Below are 23,197 nucleotides of genomic sequence, written 5' to 3'. Positions count from 1 at the left end.
GAAAACGTTTGCGTTAGGTCGTTATTCAGTTTTTTTGCAACTTTCAGTACCAATCTGAGTCAGGAGATACAGATGCTTAAGCGTGATATGAACATCGCAGATTACGATGCGGAACTGTTCGCAGCTATCCAGGAAGAGACTCTTCGCCAGGAAGAACACATTGAACTTATCGCTTCTGAAAACTACACAAGTCCACGTGTAATGGAAGCTCAAGGTTCTCAGCTAACGAACAAATACGCTGAAGGCTACCCAGGCAAGCGTTACTACGGCGGTTGTGAGTACGTAGATAAAGCTGAAGCACTAGCAATCGATCGTGCATGCCAACTATTTGGTTGTGAGTACGCGAACGTACAGCCTCACTCAGGTTCTCAAGCAAACAGCGCAGTTTACATGGCGCTTCTAAACCCAGGCGACACAGTTCTAGGTATGAGCCTAGCGCACGGTGGTCACCTAACTCACGGTTCACCAGTAAACTTCTCTGGTAAGCACTACAACGTTATTCCTTACGGTATCGACGAAGCAGGTCAAATCAACTACGACGAGATGGAACAGCTAGCGCTTGAGCACAAGCCTAAGATGATCATCGGTGGTTTTTCTGCTTACTCGCAAATCGTTGATTGGAAACGCATGCGTGAAATCGCAGACAAAGTTGATGCTTACCTATTCGTAGACATGGCGCACGTTGCTGGTCTAATCGCAGCAGGCGAGTACCCGACTCCAGTTCCACACGCTCACGTTGTGACAACAACGACGCACAAAACGCTAGCGGGTCCTCGTGGCGGTCTTATCCTTTCTAACGAAGGTGAAGAGCTGTACAAGAAGCTGAACTCAGCAGTATTCCCTGGCGGTCAAGGTGGTCCTCTAATGCACGTTATCGCTGGTAAAGCTGTAGCGTTCAAAGAAGCGATGGAGCCTGAATTCAAAGCTTACCAAGCTAACGTAGTGAAAAACGCGAAAGCAATGGTTGGTCAATTCCAAGAGCGTGGCTACAAGATCGTTTCTAACGGTACAGAGAACCACCTATTCCTAGTTGACCTAATCGACAAAGACATTACAGGTAAAGATGCAGATGCAGCACTAGGTGCAGCAAACATCACAGTAAACAAGAACTCGGTTCCAAACGACCCACGCAGCCCATTCGTAACGTCTGGTATCCGTGTTGGTACGCCAGCAATTACTCGCCGCGGCTTCACTGAAGATGACGCGAAAGAGCTAGCAAACTGGATGTGTGACGTTCTAGATAACATCGGCAACGAGGAAGTTATCGAAGCGACGAAGCAGAAAGTTCTAGAGATCTGCAAGCGTCTACCAGTTTACGCATAGTTCTCTGTGTAAATTCGCTTTCTTTGCAAAGTAGTACAGGCTGACTCGTTCTACTTCTGCGATTCAGTGTGATAATTTGATTGATGAAAGGTCCTCGTTTGAGGACCTTTTTGTTTTTCTAGCGTATGGAAATATCAGCTTAGGCTTTTCGAAATAGCGTGCTTTGGTCTCTGAGAAACAAGTTGTTATGTGGAGGCTTGGGAGTATTTGAGTTGAAAACGAAAGAAGTTATTAGGTTCTGAATATACTTTTGATTTGCTCAGGAACCCAACGTCGTCACTCCCTACAAGCGAGGAACGAGCGGGATAGGGAATCTCTAATTATCGTTGTTACTTAGAGCGTGTTGAAACAAGATATCCTGATATCTCGTAGGTTCTTCGAAATAGCGAGTTTGGTTTTAACCAGTAGGGTTATTGTTCGAACGACGATGCTTTATGTTCTATGGAGACAAAAAAGGTTGGCACAGAGCCAACCTTTTCTTATCAAAACAAGCGAGAGCTTATTTCACTTCAATACCTTGAGCCTGCATATCAGCATGGTAAGAAGAGCGAACAAATGGACCACACGCCGCGTGGGTGAAGCCAAGTTCTAGTGCAATCTCTTTTAGCTCATCAAACTCTGAAGGTGGAACGTAACGTTCTACTGGCAAGTGGTGACGGCTTGGTGCTAGGTACTGACCAAGTGTCAGCATAGTTACGCCATGTGCACGAAGATCTTTTAGTACTTCGACGATCTCTTCTTTGGTTTCACCAAGACCCATCATTAGACCTGATTTCGTCGGTACATTTGGATGCTGCTCTTTGAATTTTTGCAGCAATTGCAATGACCACTTGTAGTTCGCGCCTGGGCGAGCTTTACGGTAAAGACGAGGGGCGGTTTCTAGGTTGTGGTTGAAGACATCCGGCGGGTTGTCTTTCATAAGATCAAGTGCCACGTCCATACGACCACGGAAGTCAGGAACCAGAGTTTCAATCTTGATGTGCGGGTTTAGTTCGCGGATTTCGCGGTTACAGTTAGCAAAATGCTCTGCACCACCATCACGCAAATCATCACGGTCAACAGAAGTGATTACAACGTACTTCAGTTTCATGTCTGCGATGGTTTTCGCAAGTTTCTTTGGTTCTTCAGCTTCAACAGCAAGCGGACGACCATGGGCAACGTCACAGAAAGGACAACGGCGAGTACAGATCGCACCAAGGATCATGAAAGTTGCCGTACCGTGGTTAAAACACTCAGCTAAGTTAGGGCAAGACGCTTCTTCACATACAGAGTGAAGGTTGTTCTTACGCATTGCTGATTTGATGTCTTGAATACGTTGGCTGTCGGCTGGTAGCTTGATCTTCATCCAATCAGGCTTACGTAGCACTTCTTTCTGCTCTGTTGGCATGTTCTTTACGGGAATCAATGCCATCTTGTCGGCGTCGCGGTATTTAACGCCTTTTTCCATCTGGATTGGTTTGCTCATGCTTTGTTACCTTGAGAAGGTGCTTCTGTGCTGAAATCTACTTGCTCGTAATCAAGCAAAGTAACGAGTTCTTGTATTAGTTGTTTTTCCACGGCTTCGATCTCTTCAGGACCGCCAACTTGGCTGACTTGAACCATCTCCATTCCTTCGTAGCCACATGGGTTAATACGTAAAAAAGGACCTAAGTCCATATTAACGTTCAACGCTAGACCGTGGAATGAGCACCCTTTTCGAATGCGAAGTCCGAGAGAACATATTTTTTTACCGCCGACATAAACGCCAGGGGCATCAGGTCGTGCAGCAGAATCGATATTGTATGCCTTAAGAGTGTTAATAACGAGGTTCTCGATGTGCGTAACGAGATCTCGCACTCCTAATTTTTTGCGACGTAGGTTGATCAAGAAGTACGCGACTAATTGACCCGGACCATGATAAGTCACCTGACCGCCACGATCGCTTTGAACAACAGGAATATCTCCGGTATTAATCAGGTGCTCGGCTTTACCTGCCTGACCTTGAGTGAATACTGGGTTATGTTCTACCAACCAAACTTCATCAGGCGTGTCGTCTGTGCGTTGGTCAGTAAACTCATGCATCGCCTTCCATACAGGCTCATAATCTTGGCGTCCAAGTCGTTTCACAACAAGTTGGTGTTGCATGGGAATTCCTGTCGATAATATATAAAGTTTTTGGATTATAAACCGGATGACCCTGATGCTCTACAGCTGAGTAACAGATTTTTAACTGAAAGTTCGAGTGGTTTGTATTATCTGTATGATAAATAAAAAGAAAGCAGCCGAAGCTGCTTTCAAAAAAAATTTAATTTATCAAAAAATTATAGAACCATGCGTACGATGTCGATTTCACCCAGTTCTTTGTATAGGGTTTCAACCTGCTCGATAGACGTTGCAGTGATGTTGATAGACACCGAGTGGTAGTTGCCCTTAGCACTTGGTTTTACTGTTGGGCTGTAGTCACCTGGAGCATGGCGCTGGATAACTTCTAGAACTAGCTCTGGAAGCTCAGGCTTTGCATGACCCATTACCTTGTAAGTAAATGAACAAGGGAACTCAAGCAGGTCTTTCAATTTTGCATCAGAGTTGATGGTTAGCATATCGGTAACTCCAGTTGGTATTCGTTGCGGTGCGAAATAGTACAGTCAAATTAGGGTGAACTCAAGATTAACAAAGCCGCCCTAGTTGGCGGCTTTGTAGACTTGTTTGTTGGTCAGAAGCGACTGTTAGAAGAAGCTCTTAAACAACAATACGATGTAGTCCCACATGCGGCTAAATAGGCTGCCTTGGTCTACTGTTTCCAGTGCCATTAGTGGGTACTCAGCAATATCTTCACCATCAATTTGATAGTATAGCTTACCAACTACATCACCTTTCTTAATTGGGGCTTCAAGTTCTTTTTCAAGTACGAAGCTTGCTTTTAGGTTCTTTGCTTCGCCGCGAGGTAGGGTTACGTAGGTATCTTGGTCAAGACCCAGAGCAATGGTGTCTTTGTTACCCATCCAGATTTTTTCTTCTACGAAAGTTTCACCCGCTTTATGAGGTGCCACTGTTTCGAAGAAACGGAAACCGTAGCTCAGAAGCTTTTTGCTTTCTGATTTACGTGCATTCGCATCTTTTGTACCCATCACAACCGCAACTAGGCGCATTTGACCTTCTGTTGCAGAGCTTACTAGGCTGTAACCAGCATTGCTTGTGTGACCCGTTTTGATACCGTCAACATTCATGCTCTTATCCCACAGTAGACCGTTACGGTTGTACTGAGTGATGCCGTTGTAAGTGAATTTCTTTTGAGAGTAAATACGGTACTCGTCTGGTACGTCACGGATCAGTGCTTTACCAAGCAGTGCCATATCGTAAGGTGTTGAGTATAGGTTAGGGTTGTCTAGACCGTGAACGTTCGCAAAGTGCGTGTTCGTCATACCGATCGTATCCGCCCAAGCATTCATTAGATCAACGAATGCGTCTTCTGAACCAGCAATGTGTTCAGCCATTGCCACACACGCATCGTTACCAGATTGGATGATGATGCCACGGTTCAGGTCTTTTACTTTTACCGTCGTGCCAACTTCAATGAACATTTTTGAAGAGTCAGGGAAGTTTTTCGCCCAAGCATTCTTACTGATGGTTACATCATCGTCTTCTGAAATATTACCACGCGCTAGCTCTTGGCCAATTACGTAGCTGGTCATCATTTTTGTCAGACTAGCAGGAGACAATTTTGTGTTCATCTCTTTCTCAGCCAGAACTTTACCTGAGTTGTAATCCATAAGTACGTAGCCTTTGGCTGCGATTTGAGGAGCATCTGGGACAACAACTGGTGAAGCAAAAGCAGATTGAGCGATGGTTGCTGATAGTGCAACCGAAGAAACGAGAATAGATTTCACAAACTTATTTTTATTCATGGTAATTCAAATTTTTTGGTTAACTGCCGACATCTTAACAGAATCCCCACTTATGTAAGAGGGGCTCTGCATAGAAAATCATGACACCAAGGTCATTTGCCAGTTTTGTGTTTTTTAATAAATGCGGACGAATAGCCGAGCAACTTTACTTTATCCAGTGTGGCTTGCGTCAGAGAATAGTCAGTATATGGACCTAACAACAAGCGATACGAACCTTCCGTGGACTCCAAGAAAGTTTCCGTATCCAGCTTTTGACCAAGCTCTTGGCCTAAAGTTCGCGCTCGATCTTCATATTTTGAAGAAGCAACCTGAATGACGTACTTAGGATGGGCCGCTAACGACTTTTCATCGGTCGGTTTATCCACCATGATGACTTCGATCTCTACGTTCGCCGTCCCAGTTTTCACTACGTCAAGCTTGTAAGCTGCCGCGTAGCTCAAATCAATGATGCGACCCTCATGGAAAGGACCTCGGTCGTTAACTCGCACAACCGTGGATTTACCATTGTCGGTATTGGTGACTTTCACGTAGCTCGGTAATGGCAGCGTTTTGTGCGCAGCAGTCATCGAGTACATGTCGTAAATCTCGCCATTCGAGGTTAAATGACCTTGGAACTTCTTGCCGTACCAAGAGGCACGACCTTTTTCCGTAAAGCCTTTTGCATCACGAACGATTTTGTAGTCTGAACCTCGAAGGTTGTAATCGCTGTTACCACCTAAGCTGTATGGTTCGTATTTTGGGTGCGCATCCTCAATGTGCTCGACTGATAATGGCTTTTCTGGAGCTACATCAGATTCAAGTTCATAACGTCCTTCCTGCGTTTTTTGATCGGTGGATGAACAACCCGCCAAAATCAAAGCAGAAAAAACTAAGGAATATAAAGCGCGTTTTTGCATGGTCTAGGTCGCCTTAGAGAATGCTTTTCGGTGTGTATGGATCGACATAAGAATGCCAAAACCAGCCATCAGTGTCACCATTGAAGTACCACCATAACTGATCAACGGTAAAGGTACGCCTACTACAGGTAGGATGCCACTTACCATGCCGATATTTACAAAAATATACACGAAGAAGCTGAGTACAATACTGCCCGCCATCATTCGACCAAACGCTGTTTGTGCTTGGCTTGCGAGGTAGAGACCTCGACCGATAATAAATAGGTAGATGGCTAATAGGCAAAGGAAGCCAATCATACCCCATTCCTCAGCGATTACTGCAAAGATAAAGTCAGTGTGTCGCTCTGGAAGAAATTCTAATTGAGATTGTGTACCTTGCAGCCAACCTTTGCCTGAAATACCACCAGAGCCGATTGCTATCTTACTTTGGATAATGTGATAGCCGGCACCAAGAGGGTCTGACTCTGGATTAAATAGAGTGCGCACACGTACCTTTTGGTATTCGCGCATCAGGAAGAACCACAAAATAGGAATAAAACCACCCAGAGCAATGGCGGCTGCGGCAATGATTTTCCAACTAATACCCGCAAGGAAGATAACGAAAATACCAGAAGCGGCGATCAGAATTGAAGTACCAAGGTCTGGCTGTTTTGCAATAAGAATGGTTGGTAGACAAACCATGATTAGTGCAACAATGAGCGTTTTGAACGTCGGAGGAAGTGGTTGACGACCGATGTAGCGCGCCACCATTAAAGGTACGGCAAGCTTAAGGAGCTCTGAGGGCTGGAAACGAACAAAGCCAAGATTGAGCCAGCGTTGGGCGCCTTTGGAGGCTTCACCAAAGAAGAGCACGCCAAACAACAGAATAACGCCACCAACAAACATTAATGGAGCAAGGCTCTCATAGGTTCTGGGCGAGATTTGTGCCAATACGATCATGACAACCAGTGATAGCACCATGCGCATTGCTTGACGATCCATCATCGCCAAACTTTGACCACTGGCACTGTACATGATGACAAGACCAAAGCCCATCAAAGCAAAGATGCCGAGTAACAACGGCAAGTCGATATGGAAGCGTTCAAACAGAGCACGGTTTTTGCCTGTAGAGGGATCCATTTTCATCACTGCGCTACCTCTTTCTTCGCATTGTTTTGTTCTTCATCTGGCTCGATTTTTTCAGGACCAAGGATGACACGGTCGAAGATCTTTCTCACAACAGGCGCGCCGTTACTCGAACCACCACCTGCGTTTTCCAGTACCACTGATACGACAACTTTTGGATCATCGAATGGCGCAAAACCGGTAAACAACGCGTGGTCACGTAAGTGTTCTGCGACTTCATCTGCGTTGTACTCTTCGTCTTCTGCAAGACCAAATACCTGAGCGGTCCCTGACTTACCACCAGTTTGGTAATCCATATTATAGAAAGAGCGACGAGCAGTACCTTTTGGACCGTGGTTAACCAAACGCATGCCTTCCTTCGCCATATTCCAGTATTTGTCTGGCACATTTTGGATAGGAGGGTAGGTTTCGTATTCAGAGCTTTCTTGCTCCTCAAAGTCGCCACCGTTGTCGATGGTTGCTTTTAGCAAGTGAGGTGCTGTTACAGCGCCTTCGTTAACCAATACTGAGGTCGCTTTCGCTATCTGCATTGGTGTTGCTGTCCAGTAACCTTGCCCAATACCAACAGGGATAGTGTCGCCCTTGTACCAAGGTGTTTTATGACGAGCCATTTTCCATTCACGAGTTGGCATATTTGCCTTACTTTCTTCGTAAATGTCGATGCCCGTATAATCGCCAAAACCAAACATCATCATCCAATTCGATAGGCGATCAATGCCCATGTCGTAGGCAATTTGGTAGAAGAAGGTATCGACGGATTCTTCAATTGATTTGATGATGTCGACGCGACCATGACCCCAACGTAGCCAGTCACGGAATGGACGAGTATCTGAATTTGGAATTCGCCAGTAACCAGGATCGTTTCGGGTGGTTTTCGGTGTCACAACACCTTCTTCCAGAGCCGCTACAGCAATGAAGGGTTTGATGGTTGAAGCTGGTGGGTAAATGCCAAGCGTTGTGCGGTTCACCAATGGACGGTTTTTATCGTTTAATAGTGCTCGGTATGCTTTACCTGAGATCCCGTGTACGAACGCATTTGGATCGTAGCTTGGGCTAGAAACCATAGCCAATACACCATTGTCTCGAGGGTCGAGCACTACCGCGCTACCACGACGTCCATCTAATAACTGATGCACATAGAGCTGTAGGTTGATATCGAGGTTTAAGACGATGTCTTTACCTGGCACAGGTGGAACGTATTTCAAAGTACGAATGACACGTCCGCGGCTGTTTACTTCCACTTCTTGGTAACCCGCCGTACCGTGCAATAGGTCCTCGTAGTACTTCTCGATACCTAACTTACCGATGTCACGAGTTGCTTGGTAGTTGGCGTCTTTTTCTTCGCGCACTAAGCGCTGCATGTCGCGGTCGTTAATACGAGAAACATAGCCAATCACATGGGTCAGTACTTCGCTGAATGGGTAGTAACGCTTTAGCGTAGCGCTAATCTCAACGCCCGGGAAACGGTATTGATTGACAGAGAAAATAGCAACTTGGTTTTCATCCAATTGAGTCAACAACGGAACTGACTTGAAGCGACGAGTACGCTTACGCTCACGTTGGAAGCGTTCGATTTGCTCTGGTGTGATTTCAAGGATGGTTTGTAGCTCTTTGATGGTGCCGTCAATGTCTTTGATTTTTTCTGGGGTCAGTTCCAGGTTAAAGACGGGGCGGTTTTCAGCGAGCAGAACACCATTGCGGTCGTAGATCAAACCACGGTTTGGTGCAATAGGAACCACTTTAATGCGATTGTCATTAGAACGGGTTTTATAGTCTTGGAACTGGTTTACCTGAATGTTGTACATGTTGGCAACCAGCAAGCCCATCAAAATTACGATACCTATAAATGCAACAATAGCGCGACTAGAAAATAGACGCGCTTCTGCTTGGTAATCTCGAATTTGACTGCGGCGTTTACGAATCATTAACGCTTGTCTCTACAGCTAAGTAGCGATTATTCGCGGTGGTAAGGGTGGTTAGCAGTAATGCTCCACGCTCGGTATAAACTCTCTGCCATCACGATACGCACAAGTGGGTGTGGTAGTGTCAGTGCTGACAGTGACCAACTTTGATCTGCTGCGGCTTTACAAGCTGGCGCTAAGCCTTCAGGACCACCGATTAGGATCGACACGTCACGACCATCTAGTTTCCATGCTTCTAGCTGTTCTGCTAGCTGTGGGGTATCCCACTTTTTCCCTGGAATATCGAGAGTGACGATACGCGCACCTTTAGGTACCGCAGCCAACATCGCTTCGCCTTCTTTTTGTAAGATGCGTGCGATGTCTGCATTTTTGCCACGTTTGCCCGCAGGGATTTCAACCAACTCAAGTGGCATATCATGTGGGAAGCGACGACGGTATTCTTGAAAACCTTCTTCGACCCATTTTGGCATTTTGGTGCCAACGGCAATTAGTTGAATTTTCAAAAGATTAACCCCAGAGTTTTTCTAGTTGGTATAGCTCGCGATGCTCTTCTTGCATCACGTGAAGCATTGCGTCGCCCATGTCTAGGACAACCCATTCACCTTCATTTTCGCCTTCCATACCTAGTGGCTCTAGACCAGCTTTCTTCACTTCAGATGCAACGTGATCAGCGATAGATGAAACGTGACGCTTCGACGTGCCAGTACAAATGATCATGTAATCTGTCACGCTTGATTTGCCTTCAACATTCAGAATAACAATCTCTTCCGCTTTCATGTCGTCGGCTTTATCGGCTAAAAAGTCTTTAAGTTCTTCGCGAAGCACTCGGTTTTCCTCGGTATTTTCTTTTTTGTCTGTGGGCGTTTTAATCTCGTTGAGTTAAAACTGGTCGCGCACTATATCACGCTTTGAAAGCTAAATTGCCAGCTTAATATCAGGAGAGCAGGTTTCTAGGCTCAATTGATGGATAGTTGGCCACACAGATTCATCGTATTGGGTTTTGGCTTTTATCTCAGCATGTGTGAGCAAGGATAAAAGGGCACAAATTCTTGAGGCTGACAGGCGAGTCAGCGCAGCATTATAGAATGGGCGTTTATTTTGCCACACTCGATGCTTTTCAAACACCTGACTCATGCCCATTTGGGTAAGGTCTCGATGCATGTTAAGTAATTGGTTGAACTCTTTCTGTACACTACGGATAAGGATGACTGTCTCTGTGCCTTCGGCTTCAAGCTGGCGCAAAATGCGTTGTGCTCGGTTGGCTTTCCCAGCAAGGAGAGCGTCAATCCAATGGAAAGTCGTAAAGTGGTTGTGTCGGCTCAAGGCTTCTTCAAGACGCACAACCGTCAGTTCGCCATCTGGGTAGAGTAAAGCGAGCTTCTCTAAGCTTTGTGAGAGCGCGAACAAGTTCCCTTCATGCCACTGTGCCAACATTTGCAGTGATTGCTGATCTGCTTTGAGCCCTAATGTGCGGCAACGAGCCTGTACGAACATCGGCAAACGTTGCAGATCTGGTGTTTGGCAGCTTACCCAATCACCTTTTGCACTCAGCGCTTTAAACCATTTTGCGTTTTCTTGGGCTTTTGTCAGTTTACTGCCCACGATCACCAGCATAATGTCGTCGTGTAGCATTTCACATAGGGTTTGCAGTTCTTTACTAACTGTTGTCGTTACGCCGCTTTCTGGTAGCTCAAGTTCAATTAGTTGGCGACTGGAAAATAGGCTTAGTGCTTGGAAACAATCATATATTTGGTTCCAATCTAAACTAGCGTCAACCGCGAAACGGTGTCTTTCTTCAAAACCTTGCTGGTGCGCCATTGTTTGGATCGCTTGGCGACTTTCTTGAATAAGCAGAGGTTCATTACCAAAAATCAGGTAAACTTGTTTGATGTGTTTCGCTAGATGGTCAGCCAGCTTGTCGGCAAAAATTCGCATTCTGATTAAGAGTTAGTGTTCGTAGAGTTAGTCTTCATCACATCAGGGGTAGGTTGACCTTGTTCGTATTCCGCACGAACTCGACCTAGCTGACGCATCATTTGACTCGCCGCTTGTTGACGCATTTCGTCTTCGATAACGTCACGTTCTACCGACTTCGCCAATGCTGTTAATGGGTTATCAAGGTAGTTGCGGTTTACGGTTGTTTTGAAGTCTTTTGCACCGAAGCCAGGAATGGTCACACGGTATTTCACTACATAAGTCAGTTCTTTCTCTGCCGCACGACTGTTTTGGTACAGCGATAGTGTACGTTCGTCGATAGTCGCTTCGATCAGGTGCAGATTTGGTGTACTTGAAGATGGTTGTACTAAATCTACTTTGTTCAATTCAAGTTGAGCGCGAATATAACGCGTCAATGGGCTGTATTCATCGTAGCTAGTGAAAGACATGGTATGCAGTTCTTCCGGAACCGAGTATTCGCCACGAAGGTGGAAACCACAGGCAGAAAGAAGCCCCGCTAATACCAATACCACTGGTAGTTTAATCAAAGAGAAAAAGCGCATTGATTGTATTCATCCTAAATTGAAGGGGTTATTTACCTTAAACCACTCAGCATGAATGGCTTGAGGTAAATAAACAGGGTAGCGAACTACCCTGTTTAATGACTCTTTACAGGCGAATAAGTTCGCTCTGCTTTGAGTTATTGCTATCTACGTATCGTTTGTCGTGAAAGACTAGTTAGCAACGATGTTCAACAGTTTACCTGGTACGTAAATTACTTTACGGATTGTTAGACCATCTGTGAACTTAGTAACGTTTTCGTCATTTAGACCAAGCTCTTCAACTTGTTCTTTCGTTGCGTCAGCCGCTACAGTCAGTTTCGCACGCAGTTTACCGTTAACTTGAACAACGATAGTCTTCTCGTCTTCAACAAGTGCTTTCTCGTCGAACGTTGGCCATACAGCATTGTCGATGTCTGCTTCACCTAGCGCAGCCCATAGTTCGTATGAGATGTGCGGAGTGATTGGGTAAAGCATTGCAACAACAGCTTTTAGAGCCTCATCAAGGATTGCACGATCTTGCGCAGATTCTTGAGGCGCTTTCGCTAGCTTGTTCATCAGTTCCATGATTGCAGCGATTGCTGTGTTGAACGTTTGACGACGAGCAATATCATCAGTCACTTTCGCGATAGTTTTGTGAACGTCACGACGAAGAGCTTTTTGGTCACCAGAAAGTGCTGCTGCATCTACTGCTTCTGCTGCACCTTTTGATGTGTGTTCGTTTACTAGTTTCCAAACACGTTTCAGGAAGCGGTTAGCACCTTCTACGCCAGACTCTTGCCACTCAAGTGTCATGTCTGCTGGAGACGCGAACATCATGAATAGACGTACTGTGTCTGCGCCGTACTTGTCTACCATCTCTTGAGGGTCAATACCGTTGTTCTTAGACTTAGACATTTTGATCATGCCTGAGTGTTCAACGTTGCGACCTTCGTTATCCGTGGCAGAAGTGATGCGACCTTTACCGTCACGTTCAACTTTAACGTCAGTTGGTGCAACCCACTCTTTACCGCCTTTCTCGTTCTCGAAGTAGAACGCGTCCGCTAGTACCATGCCTTGACACAGTAGTTGCTTGAACGGCTCGTCAGACGTTACGTAGCCTGCATCACGCAGCAGTTTGTGGAAGAAGCGAGAGTACAGTAGGTGCATACAAGCGTGCTCGATACCACCGATGTACTGGTCTACCGGTAGCCAGTAGTTTGCTTTTTCTGGATCTAGGATGTCATCAGCTTGTGGTGAACAGTAACGAGCGTAGTACCAAGAAGACTCCATGAACGTATCGAATGTATCTGTCTCACGTAGAGCAGGTTCGCCGTTAAAGGTTGTCTTTGCCCACTCTTTGTCTGCTTTAATTGGGCTAGTAACGCCATCCATTACTACGTCTTCTGGAAGAATAACAGGTAGCTGGTCAGCGGGTACTGGGTGAACTTCACCGTCTTCAGTGGTTACCATTGGGATTGGTGCACCCCAGTAACGTTGGCGAGATACACCCCAGTCACGTAGACGGAAGTTAACTGTCTTAGTGCCTTTGCCTTCTGCTTCTAGCTTCGCTGCGATTGCATCGAATGCCGCTTGGAATTCTAGACCGTCGAATTCACCTGAATCGAACAGTACACCTTTCTCAGTGTATGCCGCTTCAGAGATGTCTAGCTCGCTGCCATCAACCGGCTTGATAACAGGCACGATGTCTAGACCGTACTTAGTTGCGAACTCGAAGTCACGTTGGTCGTGTGCAGGTACTGCCATTACAGCGCCTGTACCGTAGTCCATCAGTACGAAGTTTGCTACGTAAACAGGAACTTCACGACCGTTCAATGGGTGAATAGCAGTAAGGCCAGTCGCCATACCTTTCTTCTCCATTGTCGCCAGTTCAGCTTCTGCTACTTTGGTGTTCTTACACTCTTCGATGAACGCAGCAAGTTCTGGGTTGTTCTCAGCCGCGATAGTCGCTAGAGGGTGACCTGCAGCGATACCAACGTAAGTGACGCCCATTAGCGTGTCTGGACGTGTTGTGTAAACTTCTAGGTCTTGTTGACCCTTGACTTCAAACTTGAGCTCAACACCTTCAGAACGGCCGATCCAGTTGCGCTGCATGGTTTTCACCATTTCTGGCCAACCTTCAAGTTTGTCTAGATCGTCCAGCAACTCTTGAGCGTATTCTGTGATCTTGATGAACCACTGAGGAATTTCTTTTTGCTCTACTGGAGTGTCACAACGCCAGCAGCAGCCATCTTCAACCTGCTCGTTCGCAAGAACAGTTTGGTCGTTTGGACACCAGTTAACAGAAGAAGTCTTTTTGTAAACCAGCCCTTTCTCGTAAAGCTTAGTGAAGAACTCTTGTTCCCAACGGTAGTACTCAGGTGTACATGTTGCGAATTCACGGTTCCAATCGTAACCAAAGCCAAGAAGCTTAAGTTGGTTCTTCATGTATTCGATGTTTTCGTAAGTCCATGGTGCAGGTGCAGTGTTGTTTTTCACTGCCGCGTTTTCTGCAGGTAGACCAAATGCATCCCAACCGATTGGTTGCATTACGTTTTTGCCTTGTAGGCGTTGGAAACGAGATACTACGTCACCGATGGTGTAGTTGCGCACGTGACCCATGTGCAGTCGACCACTTGGGTATGGGAACATGGATAGACAGTAGAATTTTTCTTTATTTGGGTCTTCACTTACAACAAAGGTCTTGTTGTCATCCCAGTGCTTTTGAACTTTCTGTTCAAGGTCTTGTGGATTGTATTGTTCTTGCATCGATGGTATCCGGTTATCTTGGAATTTGTGAGTTCGGTTAGAACAGACTTAAATAGATCGTCATAGAATACCTAAAGCTAGGGATCACAACAATAGCCAATCTGTACCCATACGCCTTGAAGTGGTGCTTGGTAGTAGAAAGATGGAGGTCAGTTATGCCTAAACGTAAAGCAGGTTATGAGGAAATGCTCGAGGATGTGATTGAAACCTTGAAGCACAGTCCGGATGAAGTTAACAAAGTATTCGAAACGTCGGGCAAAGTGGTGGATGCTGCCAACGACATGACCAAAGACGAACTCTCACTGATATCAGCTTATGTCAAAGCCGATTTAAAAGAGTTTTCTGATAGCTATGAAGAAGGTAAGAGTGGACCCTTCTATCTCACAATTGCCGATTCCGTTTGGCAAGGTTTGCTCGAAATTACAGACCGAACCAAAGTGGAGTGGGTTGAACTGTTTGATGATTTAGAACATCAAGGTCTTTATGAGGCGGGAGAGGTGATTGGACTTGGCACATTGGTCTGCGATGAATGTGGTCATAAGACGACATATAACCACCCAACTGTGATCATTCCATGCATTAAGTGCAATCATACTGGCTTTAGTCGTCAGTCTCTCAAGCCATAAGAACAGCTTTAACAAACGTAAAAAAAGAGGCCTAAGAGCCTCTTTTTCACTTATGACTTTTTCTTCCTTGATAACCACCAAGCCAACATCAAACTTAATCCAGCCCAAATATACAGAGGCCAAGTGCCGACGATGCGATACGGAGTTTGACCATCGGTAGGAACAAGTTCTGCGCGAAGCACTGCGGTTTCAAATTGAGGGATTTGTTCAATCACCTTACCTTTATGGTCGGTCACTGCGGTTACGCCATTGTTGGTCGAACGAATAAGTGGCTTACCCAGCTCTAGAGCACGCATTCGAGCGATTTCCATGTGCTGTAGTGGACCAATTGAATGACCGAACCAAGCGTCGTTAGAAAGCGTTAGAATGAAATCAGTATCGTCGGTCACGTTCTGACGAACTTGTTCGCTAAAGATGATTTCATAACACAGTGCAGGATCCATGTGCTTTCCATTCGCCACGATGTTTGGCTGAATGAAATCGCCACGGCTGAAGGAAGACATTGGCAAGTTGAAGAATGGTGCAAGTGGGCGCAATACGTCTTCAAACGGCACGAACTCACCAAACGGAAGTAAGTGGTGCTTGTGGTAGCGCTTGTCCATATCAAAGCTGTAATCACCGTATGGATTTACACCCAGCGATAAAATGCTGTTGTAGAATTGACCGTCTTTTCCTTGGTTTACCACACCCGTAATAATGGCGCTGTTGTTCATTTTCGCCGCAGTATCGATGTTTCTCAAGAACGACGGGACTTCAATTTCAAATGCAGGAATGGCAGCCTCTGGCCATACGATGATGTCAGCATCCCAGTTCTCACGAGTGAGGTCTGCGTATTTCATGATGGTTGGCCAGCGTTGGCTCGGTAGCCATTTTAGGTTCTGGTCAACGTTACCTTGGATCAGCGCTACTTTGGTTGTGTCTTCAATGCGAGGAGTTACCCAATCGTATTGGCGAATACCAAAGCCTGCACTTAACAGTACCGCAGGGATGATGATCATTAACCATTGCTTGTGAATCCAAGCATACGCCAATGCACCAGCACTGATCATGATGAACAGTGTTAGTAGTTCTACACCACCGATGGGTGCAAAGCTGGCAAATGGTGCGTCAATTTGACTGTAGCCAAGCCATAGCCAAGGGAAACCTGTCATAACCCAGCCACGTAGCCAGTCGGTCACTAGCCATAACGCAGGAGCAGCAAGCAATGCTTTGCTTAGGGTAAATTCAGGGAAAAACTTGTTAGTGAGCCACGCAAATAAACCGGTGTATATGGATAGGTAGGCGATTAACAAGCCCATGAGGAATAGGTTTGCAATCAGCGGCATGCCGCCAAAGCCTGCAATGCTAACGTAAACCCAGCTTACTCCTGTCGCAAATTGCCCTAAACCCCATGAATAACCGATCCAAAGCGCACGCCTAGGTGATTGGTCTGCAAGAAGAATAAGTAGGATAGCAGGGCTAAGTATGGCAAGCGGCCATAGCTGATAAGGAGCAAATGCTAGGGTAGTGGAGGCGCCAACAAAAGCGGCCACTAAGGGCCGCTTGAGGCGATGAAAGAGTACATTCATCATTTTATTTTTCTGATATTCCCGATGTTAGGGTATCGCGTTACTCTTGAGTGGCTTCAACCAGCTTTTCTTCGTCTGGAATCGTCACTTGAAGTTGAATGACACGACGGTTGTCGGCTGCCGTTACTTTGAAGCTGTATGCTTCAATATCCACGACTTCGCCACGCGATGGTAGGTGACCAAAAGCAGTCATTACCATGCCGCCAACGGTATCCACTTCTTCATCACTGAAGTTGGTACCGAATGTCTCATTAAACTCTTCAATGGTTGTCAGAGCTCTGACAGCAAACGTGTGTTTGCTCAGCTTACGGATATCGGTTTCTTCATCATCATCGAACTCATCTTCAATATCCCCTACGATTTCTTCAAGGATATCTTCGATAGTTACAAGACCAGAAACACCGCCGAATTCATCGACAACAATCGCCATGTGATAACGTTCTTCACGGAATTCTTTTAGCAGGCGGTCTACACGTTTACTTTCCGGTACTACGACTGCTGGTCGAATCACTTCTTCGATATCAAATGGGTTACTGCCTGAGCCCAAGTATTTGAGTAAGTCCTTCGCTAGTAGAATGCCTTCCACATGGTCTTTATCTTCGCTGATCACAGGGTAGCGAGAGTGTTGAGCATCAGTGATCAGTGCGATCAAAGTATCAAGATCGTCTGTGCGCTCAACAGTAACCATTTGCGAACGCGGGATCATGATGTCACGCACGCGCATTTCGGAGATTTCCATTACACCTTCAAGCATGTCGCGGGTGTCGTGGTCAATCAGGTCATTGATTTCAGAGTCGCGGATCACATCCACAAGCTCTTGGCGGTCTTTTGGTTCGCCTTGAAATAGTTGACCTAGACGTTCAAAGAAGGACTTTCTACTCGGACCTTCTGCCTTTTCTTTCTTGCCTTCATTAGAAGAGGGAGAATTATCTTCGTTCATTGTTTCTCAATTAAGTAACGCTATCAGATGTGTGATAGCTCACATAGAAAGACGAGTACGAGATGGTTATCTGGGTAGTTCGCCTTTCCCTGTCGAGCAACCAAAGCTACTCTTTTTCAGCAATATATGGGTCTTCATAACCCATACCTTGCATGATTTCTGTCTCGAGGGATTCCATCTCTTCAGCTTCATCATCCTCGATATGGTCATAACCTAGCAGATGCAAGCTGCCATGTACAACCATATGCGCCCAATGTGCTAGTAGAGGCTTGTTCTGCTCTACTGCCTCTTTTTCAACGACTTGGCGACAGATAATCAAATCGCCCAGTAGGTCCATTTCCATACCCGGTGGTACTTCGAATGGGAAAGATAGCACGTTGGTCGGCTTGTCTTTACCACGGTATTCGTGGTTTAGCTCGTGACTTTCTTGCTCGTCGACAATACGAATCGTCAGTTCCGCTTGTGGTTGGAAAAGAGGAATGGTCTTATCTAGCCACAATTGGAAATCTTGCTCAGAAGGTAAGCCTTCTTCATTTTCGACTGCCAGTTGCAAATCAAGTTCAATTGCCATGGTTATTCCTTAGTTGCCGCGACTTGTGCGCTCAGTTCTGCTTTTGCTGCTTCTAGCAATTTGGCATCACGCTCTTCACGACGGCGTTTTTCGAACTCTTTACGTTCTTTCTGGTCTTGCGCTTCCCACTTCTCATAAGCGTTAACGATACGAGCAACCACTGGGTGGCGCACTACGTCGTCAGCTTGGAAGAAGTTAAAGCTGATGTCGTCAACTTCGCTCAGTACCTCAATGGCATGACGAAGACCTGATTTCGCGCCGCGAGGTAAGTCAATCTGTGTGACGTCACCAGTGATAACCGCACGAGAGTTGAAGCCAATTCGCGTTAGGAACATCTTCATCTGCTCGACGGTGGTGTTTTGGCTCTCATCAAGAATGATGAAGGCGTCGTTTAGAGTACGACCACGCATGTAAGCAAGAGGTGCTACCTCAATCACGTTACGTTCAATCAGCTTTTCTACGCGCTCAAAGCCCAGCATTTCAAATAGGGCATCGTAGAGAGGGCGTAGGTATGGGTCGACTTTCTGGCTCAAATCACCAGGTAGGAAGCCCAGTTTCTCGCCCGCTTCAACCGCTGGACGAGTAAGTAAAATACGGCGGATCTCTTGGCGCTCTAGTGCGTCGACGGCTGCTGCAACCGCGAGGTAAGTTTTACCTGTACCAGCAGGACCGATACCGAAAGTGATATCGTGCGTCACCATGTTCATCAGGTATTGACCCTGATTTGGTGTACGAGGCTTGATCACGCCTTTTTTCGTTTTAACAAAGACTTCTTTACCGTGTTCGAAATGTGACTCGGTGTTTTGCTCCAGTACACCTGATTCTTTGATTGCCAGATGGATCTGCTCTGGTTCGATATCAGGCGTTTCGCCGCGGACAGGAGCGGTGTCTACGTAAAGGGTTTTCAGGATATCCAGCGCAGCAGCTGCGGTATGAGGTTTACCGACAATGGTGAAAAGGTCGCTACGGTGGTTAATTTCAACGCCTAGACGACGTTCTAAATGCTTGATGTTGTCATCGAATGGACCGCACAGGCTTGCTAGTCGGCGGTTGTCTGAAGGTTCTAGATTGATTTCTAGCGTTACGATTTTATTGCTCAATGTTGCCTCTCATTTTATGCCACTTAACGAGAGCCTGATAACGACCAGGCTCTCAATGGCTATTTGTACGAGCTTATGGCGTAAAAGTAGCTACACCTAGCTCATCTTCGCGACGTGTTTTCGCCATCATTTGCGTTGGTGAAATCACACTACGAAGGTCCATGTCTTTTTCAGTACGTACTAGCTCACCACGTAGCGAGTTAGCAAATACATCCGTAATCTTCACGTCAACGAACTGACCGATTAGGTCTGCGCTACCTTCAAAGTTTACTACACGGTTGTTTTCTGTACGAGCGCGAAGCTCCATTAGGTTCTTCTTAGAAGGACCTTCAACCAGAACGCGTTGCTCAGTACCAAGCATTAAACGAGAGTAGCGCATTGCTTGTGCATTTACGGTTTGTTGTAGCTCGTATAGACGCTCTTTCTTCACTTGCTCTGATAGGTCACAAGGGTAGTCTGCCGCTGGCGTACCTGGACGTGGAGAGAAGATGAAGCTGAAGCTCATGTCAAAGTCTACGTCTTTGATTAGCTTCATTGTGTCTTGGAAATCTTTGTCTGTTTCACCAGGGAAACCAACGATAAAGTCTGAACTGATTTGGATATCAGGACGTGCTTTACGCAGTTTACGGATAATCGACTTGTACTCAATCCCAGTGTGAGGACGTTTCATCATAGTCAGCACTCGGTCACTACCACTTTGTACCGGTAGGTGAAGGAAGCTTACTAGCTCAGGTGTGTCTTCGTATACTGCGATGATGTCATCAGTAAACTCTAATGGGTGGCTTGTTGTAAAGCGGATACGATCAATACCATCGATAGACGCAACCAAACGAAGCAGTTCTGCAAATGAACAGATTTCGCCGTCGTGCATAGGACCACGGTACGCGTTTACGTTTTGACCCAGTAGGTTTACTTCACGTACGCCTTGATCTGCTAGCTGTGCGATTTCGAACAGTACGTCATCCATTGGACGGCTTACTTCTTCACCACGAGTGTACGGTACTACACAGTAAGTACAGTACTTAGAACAGCCTTCCATAATAGAAACGAATGCTGTTGCACCTTCAGCACGAGGCTCTGGTAGACGGTCAAACTTTTCGATTTCTGGGAATGAAATGTCCATTACTGGTGCTTCATCCGATTGAGATTGTTTAATCATCTCAGGAAGACGGTGAAGAGTTTGTGGACCAAAAATTACGTCAACGTATGGAGCACGCTGACGGATGTGATCCCCTTCTTGAGTTGCTACACAACCACCTACGCCGATAACTACGCCAGGTTTTTTATCTTTTAGTGTCTTCCAACGACCAAGCTGGTGGAAAACTTTCTCTTGCGCTTTTTCACGGATCGAACAGGTGTTAAGTAGAAGTACGTCTGCTTCCTCTGGCTCTTCGGTCAGCTCATAGCCGTTTGCAGCATTAAGCAGGTCGGCCATTTTTGATGAATCATATTCGTTCATCTGGCAGCCCCAGGTTTTAATTAGCAGTTTCTTACTCATCTCACTTTCGCTCGTTCAGTTGTACTTAAATCGGAGAGCTATTGCTCAAATTATAGCCGCCATCTCGGCGGTAAGCGGCGTATTGTACTGCTTTAAAAAGCACCTGACTAGTGATCTGACGAATTCTCTGCAAACCCTGATGAAATCTAGTTTTTTGCCCTATATACAGCAAGGTTTTTTGTTAAACAATTTTGTAAAAATAGCCATGGAACGTACAATTAAAAAACGCCAATTAATCAATATGATGAAGAGCAAAAAATGAACAAGTATGACATCGCCGTAATCGGTGGCGGCATGGTCGGGGCAGCGGTGGCTGTTGGGTTTGCCAAGCAAGGCAGAAGCGTTGTAATGGTAGAAGGCGCAGAGCCAAAGGCGTTTGAGGCTTCTCAAGCGTTGGATATTCGCGTTTCCGCGATTTCTCATCAGTCGGTGAAGCTACTTGATTCATTAGGTGCATGGTCCGTGATTGAAAGCATGCGTGTGTGCCCTTATCGTCGTTTGGAAACGTGGGAACATCCTGAGTGCCGTACTCGTTTTCACTCTGATGAACTGTCATTGGAGCAGTTAGGATACATTGTTGAAAACCGCCTAATCCAACTGGGGCTTTGGCAAATTTTCGCACAATACGACAACTTAACGGTGATGTGTCCAGAGCGATTGAAAGATATAGAATTTGCCGAGGTAAACCGTGTAACGCTAGAAAGTGGCGAGCAGTTTGAAGCTAGCTGGGTGATTGGCGCTGATGGCGCGAACTCGAAAGTTCGTCAATTGGCGGGTATTGGCGTAACCGCATGGGATTACCGTCAACACTGCATGTTGATCAACGTAAAAACCGAACTTCCTCAACAAGACATCACTTGGCAGCAATTTACTCCCTCAGGTCCACGTTCGTTCTTGCCGTTATGCTCACTAGCTGAGGATGGTAAAGAAGTCGGGCAGGGGTCGCTGGTGTGGTATGACTCGCCAAAACGCATTAAACAATTGTGTGCGATGACGAAACCTCAGTTAAAAGAGGAGATCCTACGTCATTTCCCTGCTGAGTTAGGCGATATTGAAGTTTTACAATTTGGCTCATTCCCACTCACTCGTCGCCATGCCCAAAGCTATTCAAACAAGAATTGCGTGTTAGTGGGGGATTCTGCTCATACAATCAACCCACTTGCTGGGCAAGGTGTGAATCTCGGCTTCAAAGATGTTGATGTTCTGCTTTCGGTTACCAATCTGCAAGAGCAACTTAATGATGCTTTGCTCGCCAAGTATGAGCGCGCCCGTCGACCAGATAACTTATTAATGCAAACGGGCATGGATGTGTTCTACAAAGGCTTTAGTAATGATTTAGGTCCATTGAAGTTCGCTCGTAATGCAGCATTGAAGCTGGCGGAAAACTCAGGGCCGATCAAAGCGCAAGTATTGAAGTATGCGCTAGGTATGTAAAAGACTTCTGATCACATAGAAAGCGGTCGATAGGAAAGCAATAGATAGAAAAAAAGCGAGCCATGAGCTCGCTTTTTTAATTCGATAAATCAGAGATCTACCGAGTCCAGAATCAGAAAAAAGAAAAAACCCAGCAAACTAATGCTGGGTTTCTTAAGAATGGTGCGGAAGGAGAGACTTGAACTCTCACACCTTGCGGCGCCAGAACCTAAATCTGGTGCGTCTACCAATTCCGCCACTTCCGCAACTTATTCTGTAGTTATCAAGGTAATTGGTAAAACCTCAACAACGTTGTGTAATGGCAGGGCTACCTGGATTCGAACCAGGGAATGGCGGCATCAAAAGCCGCTGCCTTACCGCTTGGCGATAGCCCTACTAGTCTTAGCCTTTCAACTAAGTGCTTTCCGATAAAGGAAAGTATGGTGCGGAAAGAGAGACTTGAACTCTCACACCTTGCGGCGCCAGAACCTAAATCTGGTGCGTCTACCAATTCCGCCATTTCCGCAAAGTATAGATTATTTTTAGATGGTGCGGAAGGAGAGACTTGAACTCTCACACCTTGCGGCGCCAGAACCTAAATCTGGTGCGTCTACCAATTCCGCCACTTCCGCATCTAAAATCTATATTAATGGTGGCTACGACGGGATTCGAACCTGTGACCCCATCATTATGAGTGATGTGCTCTAACCAGCTGAGCTACGTAGCCATTCTATATTCTTTAATCAAGTATGGTGCGGAAGGAGAGACTTGAACTCTCACACCTTGCGGCGCCAGAACCTAAATCTGGTGCGTCTACCAATTCCGCCACTTCCGCAACTTGATCTGTAGTTATTGATGTAATTGGTAAAACATCAATAGCATTGAATATGGCAGGTCTACCTGGATTCGAACCAGGGAATGGCGGCATCAAAAGCCGCTGCCTTACCGCTTGGCGATAGACCTACGGGCGATAGTCCTAAGACATATCAAATAATGGTGCGGAAGGAGAGACTTGAACTCTCACACCTTGCGGCGCCAGAACCTAAATCTGGTGCGTCTACCAATTCCGCCACTTCCGCATAATTACT

Annotated in this window: 20 protein-coding genes and 8 tRNA genes; 3 read left to right on the top strand and 25 right to left on the bottom strand. The window is 46.1% G+C overall.

Features of this window, described 5'->3' with window-relative positions:
• The first annotated feature begins 72 nt into the window (after positions 1 to 72).
• Positions 73 to 1,323: a serine hydroxymethyltransferase gene (glyA, locus tag MHO32_RS06535; protein ID WP_005440106.1), complete on the top strand. Its 1,251-nt coding sequence runs from the start codon at positions 73 to 75 to the stop codon at positions 1,321 to 1,323.
• A gap of 499 nt (positions 1,324 to 1,822) precedes the next feature.
• Here glyA and lipA read toward each other — a convergent pair whose 3' ends face one another.
• The 12 genes from lipA to leuS form a co-directional block, all read right to left on the bottom strand.
• Positions 1,823 to 2,788, bottom strand: a complete 966-nt coding sequence (gene lipA, locus MHO32_RS06530; protein WP_005447535.1) for a lipoyl synthase — start codon at positions 2,786 to 2,788, stop codon at positions 1,823 to 1,825.
• The gene (gene lipB / locus MHO32_RS06525; RefSeq protein ID WP_239210971.1) at positions 2,785 to 3,447 is read right to left on the bottom strand and encodes a lipoyl(octanoyl) transferase LipB; all 663 of its coding nucleotides are present in this window, start codon (positions 3,445 to 3,447) and stop codon (positions 2,785 to 2,787) included. Before lipB ends, lipA begins: the two co-directional genes overlap by 4 nt.
• A 176-nt stretch (positions 3,448 to 3,623) precedes the next feature.
• Positions 3,624 to 3,902, bottom strand: a complete 279-nt coding sequence (ybeD, locus tag MHO32_RS06520) for a DUF493 family protein YbeD (protein WP_005384135.1) — start codon at positions 3,900 to 3,902, stop codon at positions 3,624 to 3,626.
• A gap of 126 nt (positions 3,903 to 4,028) precedes the next feature.
• On the bottom strand, positions 4,029 to 5,207 hold the full coding sequence (locus MHO32_RS06515; RefSeq protein ID WP_005447533.1) for a serine hydrolase: 1,179 nt from the start codon (positions 5,205 to 5,207) through the stop codon (positions 4,029 to 4,031).
• Between the two features lie 92 nt (positions 5,208 to 5,299).
• Positions 5,300 to 6,103: a septal ring lytic transglycosylase RlpA family protein gene (locus MHO32_RS06510; RefSeq protein ID WP_009697737.1), complete on the bottom strand. Its 804-nt coding sequence runs from the start codon at positions 6,101 to 6,103 to the stop codon at positions 5,300 to 5,302.
• Between the two features lie 3 nt (positions 6,104 to 6,106).
• Positions 6,107 to 7,228, bottom strand: a complete 1,122-nt coding sequence (gene rodA / locus MHO32_RS06505) for a rod shape-determining protein RodA (RefSeq protein WP_005447521.1) — start codon at positions 7,226 to 7,228, stop codon at positions 6,107 to 6,109.
• Positions 7,228 to 9,153: a penicillin-binding protein 2 gene (gene mrdA / locus MHO32_RS06500; RefSeq protein ID WP_239210969.1), complete on the bottom strand. Its 1,926-nt coding sequence runs from the start codon at positions 9,151 to 9,153 to the stop codon at positions 7,228 to 7,230. Before mrdA ends, rodA begins: the two co-directional genes overlap by 1 nt.
• A 29-nt stretch (positions 9,154 to 9,182) precedes the next feature.
• Entirely contained in the window at positions 9,183 to 9,653 is a 471-nt protein-coding gene (rlmH, locus tag MHO32_RS06495; protein WP_005447517.1) for a 23S rRNA (pseudouridine(1915)-N(3))-methyltransferase RlmH, read from the bottom strand.
• 4 nt (positions 9,654 to 9,657) lie between these two features.
• Positions 9,658 to 9,975, bottom strand: coding sequence for a ribosome silencing factor (rsfS, locus tag MHO32_RS06490; RefSeq protein ID WP_009697738.1), 318 nt, complete (start codon positions 9,973 to 9,975; stop codon positions 9,658 to 9,660).
• Positions 9,976 to 10,065: 90 nt separating this feature from the next.
• A complete protein-coding gene (gene holA / locus MHO32_RS06485; RefSeq protein ID WP_199479902.1) occupies positions 10,066 to 11,085 on the bottom strand; it encodes a DNA polymerase III subunit delta in 1,020 nt (339 codons plus the stop codon).
• A 5-nt stretch (positions 11,086 to 11,090) separates the two neighbouring features.
• A complete protein-coding gene (locus tag MHO32_RS06480; protein ID WP_009697740.1) occupies positions 11,091 to 11,648 on the bottom strand; it encodes an LPS-assembly lipoprotein LptE in 558 nt (185 codons plus the stop codon).
• Between the two features lie 171 nt (positions 11,649 to 11,819).
• Positions 11,820 to 14,393 carry a leucine--tRNA ligase gene (leuS, locus tag MHO32_RS06475; RefSeq protein ID WP_009697741.1) on the bottom strand — a complete coding sequence of 858 codons (2,574 nt, stop codon included), beginning with the start codon at positions 14,391 to 14,393 and terminating at the stop codon, positions 11,820 to 11,822.
• A 155-nt stretch (positions 14,394 to 14,548) separates the two neighbouring features.
• Between leuS and MHO32_RS06470 the strand changes: the two genes are divergently transcribed.
• Positions 14,549 to 15,019, top strand: a complete 471-nt coding sequence (locus MHO32_RS06470) for a zinc ribbon-containing protein (RefSeq protein WP_005447499.1) — start codon at positions 14,549 to 14,551, stop codon at positions 15,017 to 15,019.
• Positions 15,020 to 15,069: 50 nt separating this feature from the next.
• On the opposite strand, the gene lnt is transcribed toward MHO32_RS06470, so the two are convergent.
• The 5 genes from lnt to miaB all read right to left on the bottom strand — a co-directional run bounded on the left by lnt (position 15,070) and on the right by miaB (position 20,696).
• Positions 15,070 to 16,590 carry an apolipoprotein N-acyltransferase gene (lnt, locus tag MHO32_RS06465; protein ID WP_017818929.1) on the bottom strand — a complete coding sequence of 507 codons (1,521 nt, stop codon included), beginning with the start codon at positions 16,588 to 16,590 and terminating at the stop codon, positions 15,070 to 15,072.
• Positions 16,591 to 16,627: 37 nt separating this feature from the next.
• Positions 16,628 to 17,527, bottom strand: a complete 900-nt coding sequence (gene corC / locus MHO32_RS06460; protein WP_005425551.1) for a CNNM family magnesium/cobalt transport protein CorC — start codon at positions 17,525 to 17,527, stop codon at positions 16,628 to 16,630.
• A gap of 106 nt (positions 17,528 to 17,633) precedes the next feature.
• Entirely contained in the window at positions 17,634 to 18,098 is a 465-nt protein-coding gene (ybeY, locus tag MHO32_RS06455; protein WP_005425552.1) for an rRNA maturation RNase YbeY, read from the bottom strand.
• A gap of 2 nt (positions 18,099 to 18,100) precedes the next feature.
• Positions 18,101 to 19,198 carry a PhoH family protein gene (locus MHO32_RS06450; RefSeq protein WP_005447495.1) on the bottom strand — a complete coding sequence of 366 codons (1,098 nt, stop codon included), beginning with the start codon at positions 19,196 to 19,198 and terminating at the stop codon, positions 18,101 to 18,103.
• Between the two features lie 73 nt (positions 19,199 to 19,271).
• Positions 19,272 to 20,696: a tRNA (N6-isopentenyl adenosine(37)-C2)-methylthiotransferase MiaB gene (gene miaB, locus MHO32_RS06445; RefSeq protein ID WP_005438595.1), complete on the bottom strand. Its 1,425-nt coding sequence runs from the start codon at positions 20,694 to 20,696 to the stop codon at positions 19,272 to 19,274.
• Positions 20,697 to 20,954: 258 nt separating this feature from the next.
• Here miaB and MHO32_RS06440 point away from each other — a divergent pair, with 258 nt between their 5' ends.
• The gene (locus MHO32_RS06440; protein ID WP_239210967.1) at positions 20,955 to 22,130 is read left to right on the top strand and encodes a 2-octaprenyl-3-methyl-6-methoxy-1,4-benzoquinol hydroxylase; all 1,176 of its coding nucleotides are present in this window, start codon (positions 20,955 to 20,957) and stop codon (positions 22,128 to 22,130) included.
• A 160-nt stretch (positions 22,131 to 22,290) separates the two neighbouring features.
• Here the strand turns inward: MHO32_RS06440 and MHO32_RS06435 are convergent.
• The 8 genes from MHO32_RS06435 to MHO32_RS06400 form a co-directional block, all read right to left on the bottom strand.
• Positions 22,291 to 22,375, bottom strand: a tRNA-Leu gene (locus tag MHO32_RS06435).
• 54 nt (positions 22,376 to 22,429) lie between these two features.
• Positions 22,430 to 22,504: transfer RNA gene (locus MHO32_RS06430), tRNA-Gln, on the bottom strand.
• 46 nt (positions 22,505 to 22,550) lie between these two features.
• Positions 22,551 to 22,635, bottom strand: a tRNA-Leu gene (locus MHO32_RS06425).
• Between the two features lie 21 nt (positions 22,636 to 22,656).
• Positions 22,657 to 22,741 (bottom strand) — tRNA-Leu (locus tag MHO32_RS06420).
• An 18-nt stretch (positions 22,742 to 22,759) separates the two neighbouring features.
• Positions 22,760 to 22,836 (bottom strand) — tRNA-Met (locus MHO32_RS06415).
• 23 nt (positions 22,837 to 22,859) lie between these two features.
• Positions 22,860 to 22,944, bottom strand: a tRNA-Leu gene (locus MHO32_RS06410).
• A 53-nt stretch (positions 22,945 to 22,997) separates the two neighbouring features.
• Positions 22,998 to 23,072, bottom strand: a tRNA-Gln gene (locus MHO32_RS06405).
• Positions 23,073 to 23,103: 31 nt separating this feature from the next.
• Positions 23,104 to 23,188: transfer RNA gene (locus MHO32_RS06400), tRNA-Leu, on the bottom strand.
• Positions 23,189 to 23,197: the final 9 nt, after the last annotated feature.

Origin of the sequence: Vibrio sp. MMH1-50 (genome assembly GCF_022347645.1) — a bacterium.
Taxonomy (GTDB): domain Bacteria; phylum Pseudomonadota; class Gammaproteobacteria; order Enterobacterales; family Vibrionaceae; genus Vibrio; species Vibrio harveyi.
The sequence above is the reverse complement of the archived record's forward strand: the minus strand, read 5'-3'. Positions and strand labels throughout refer to the sequence as shown.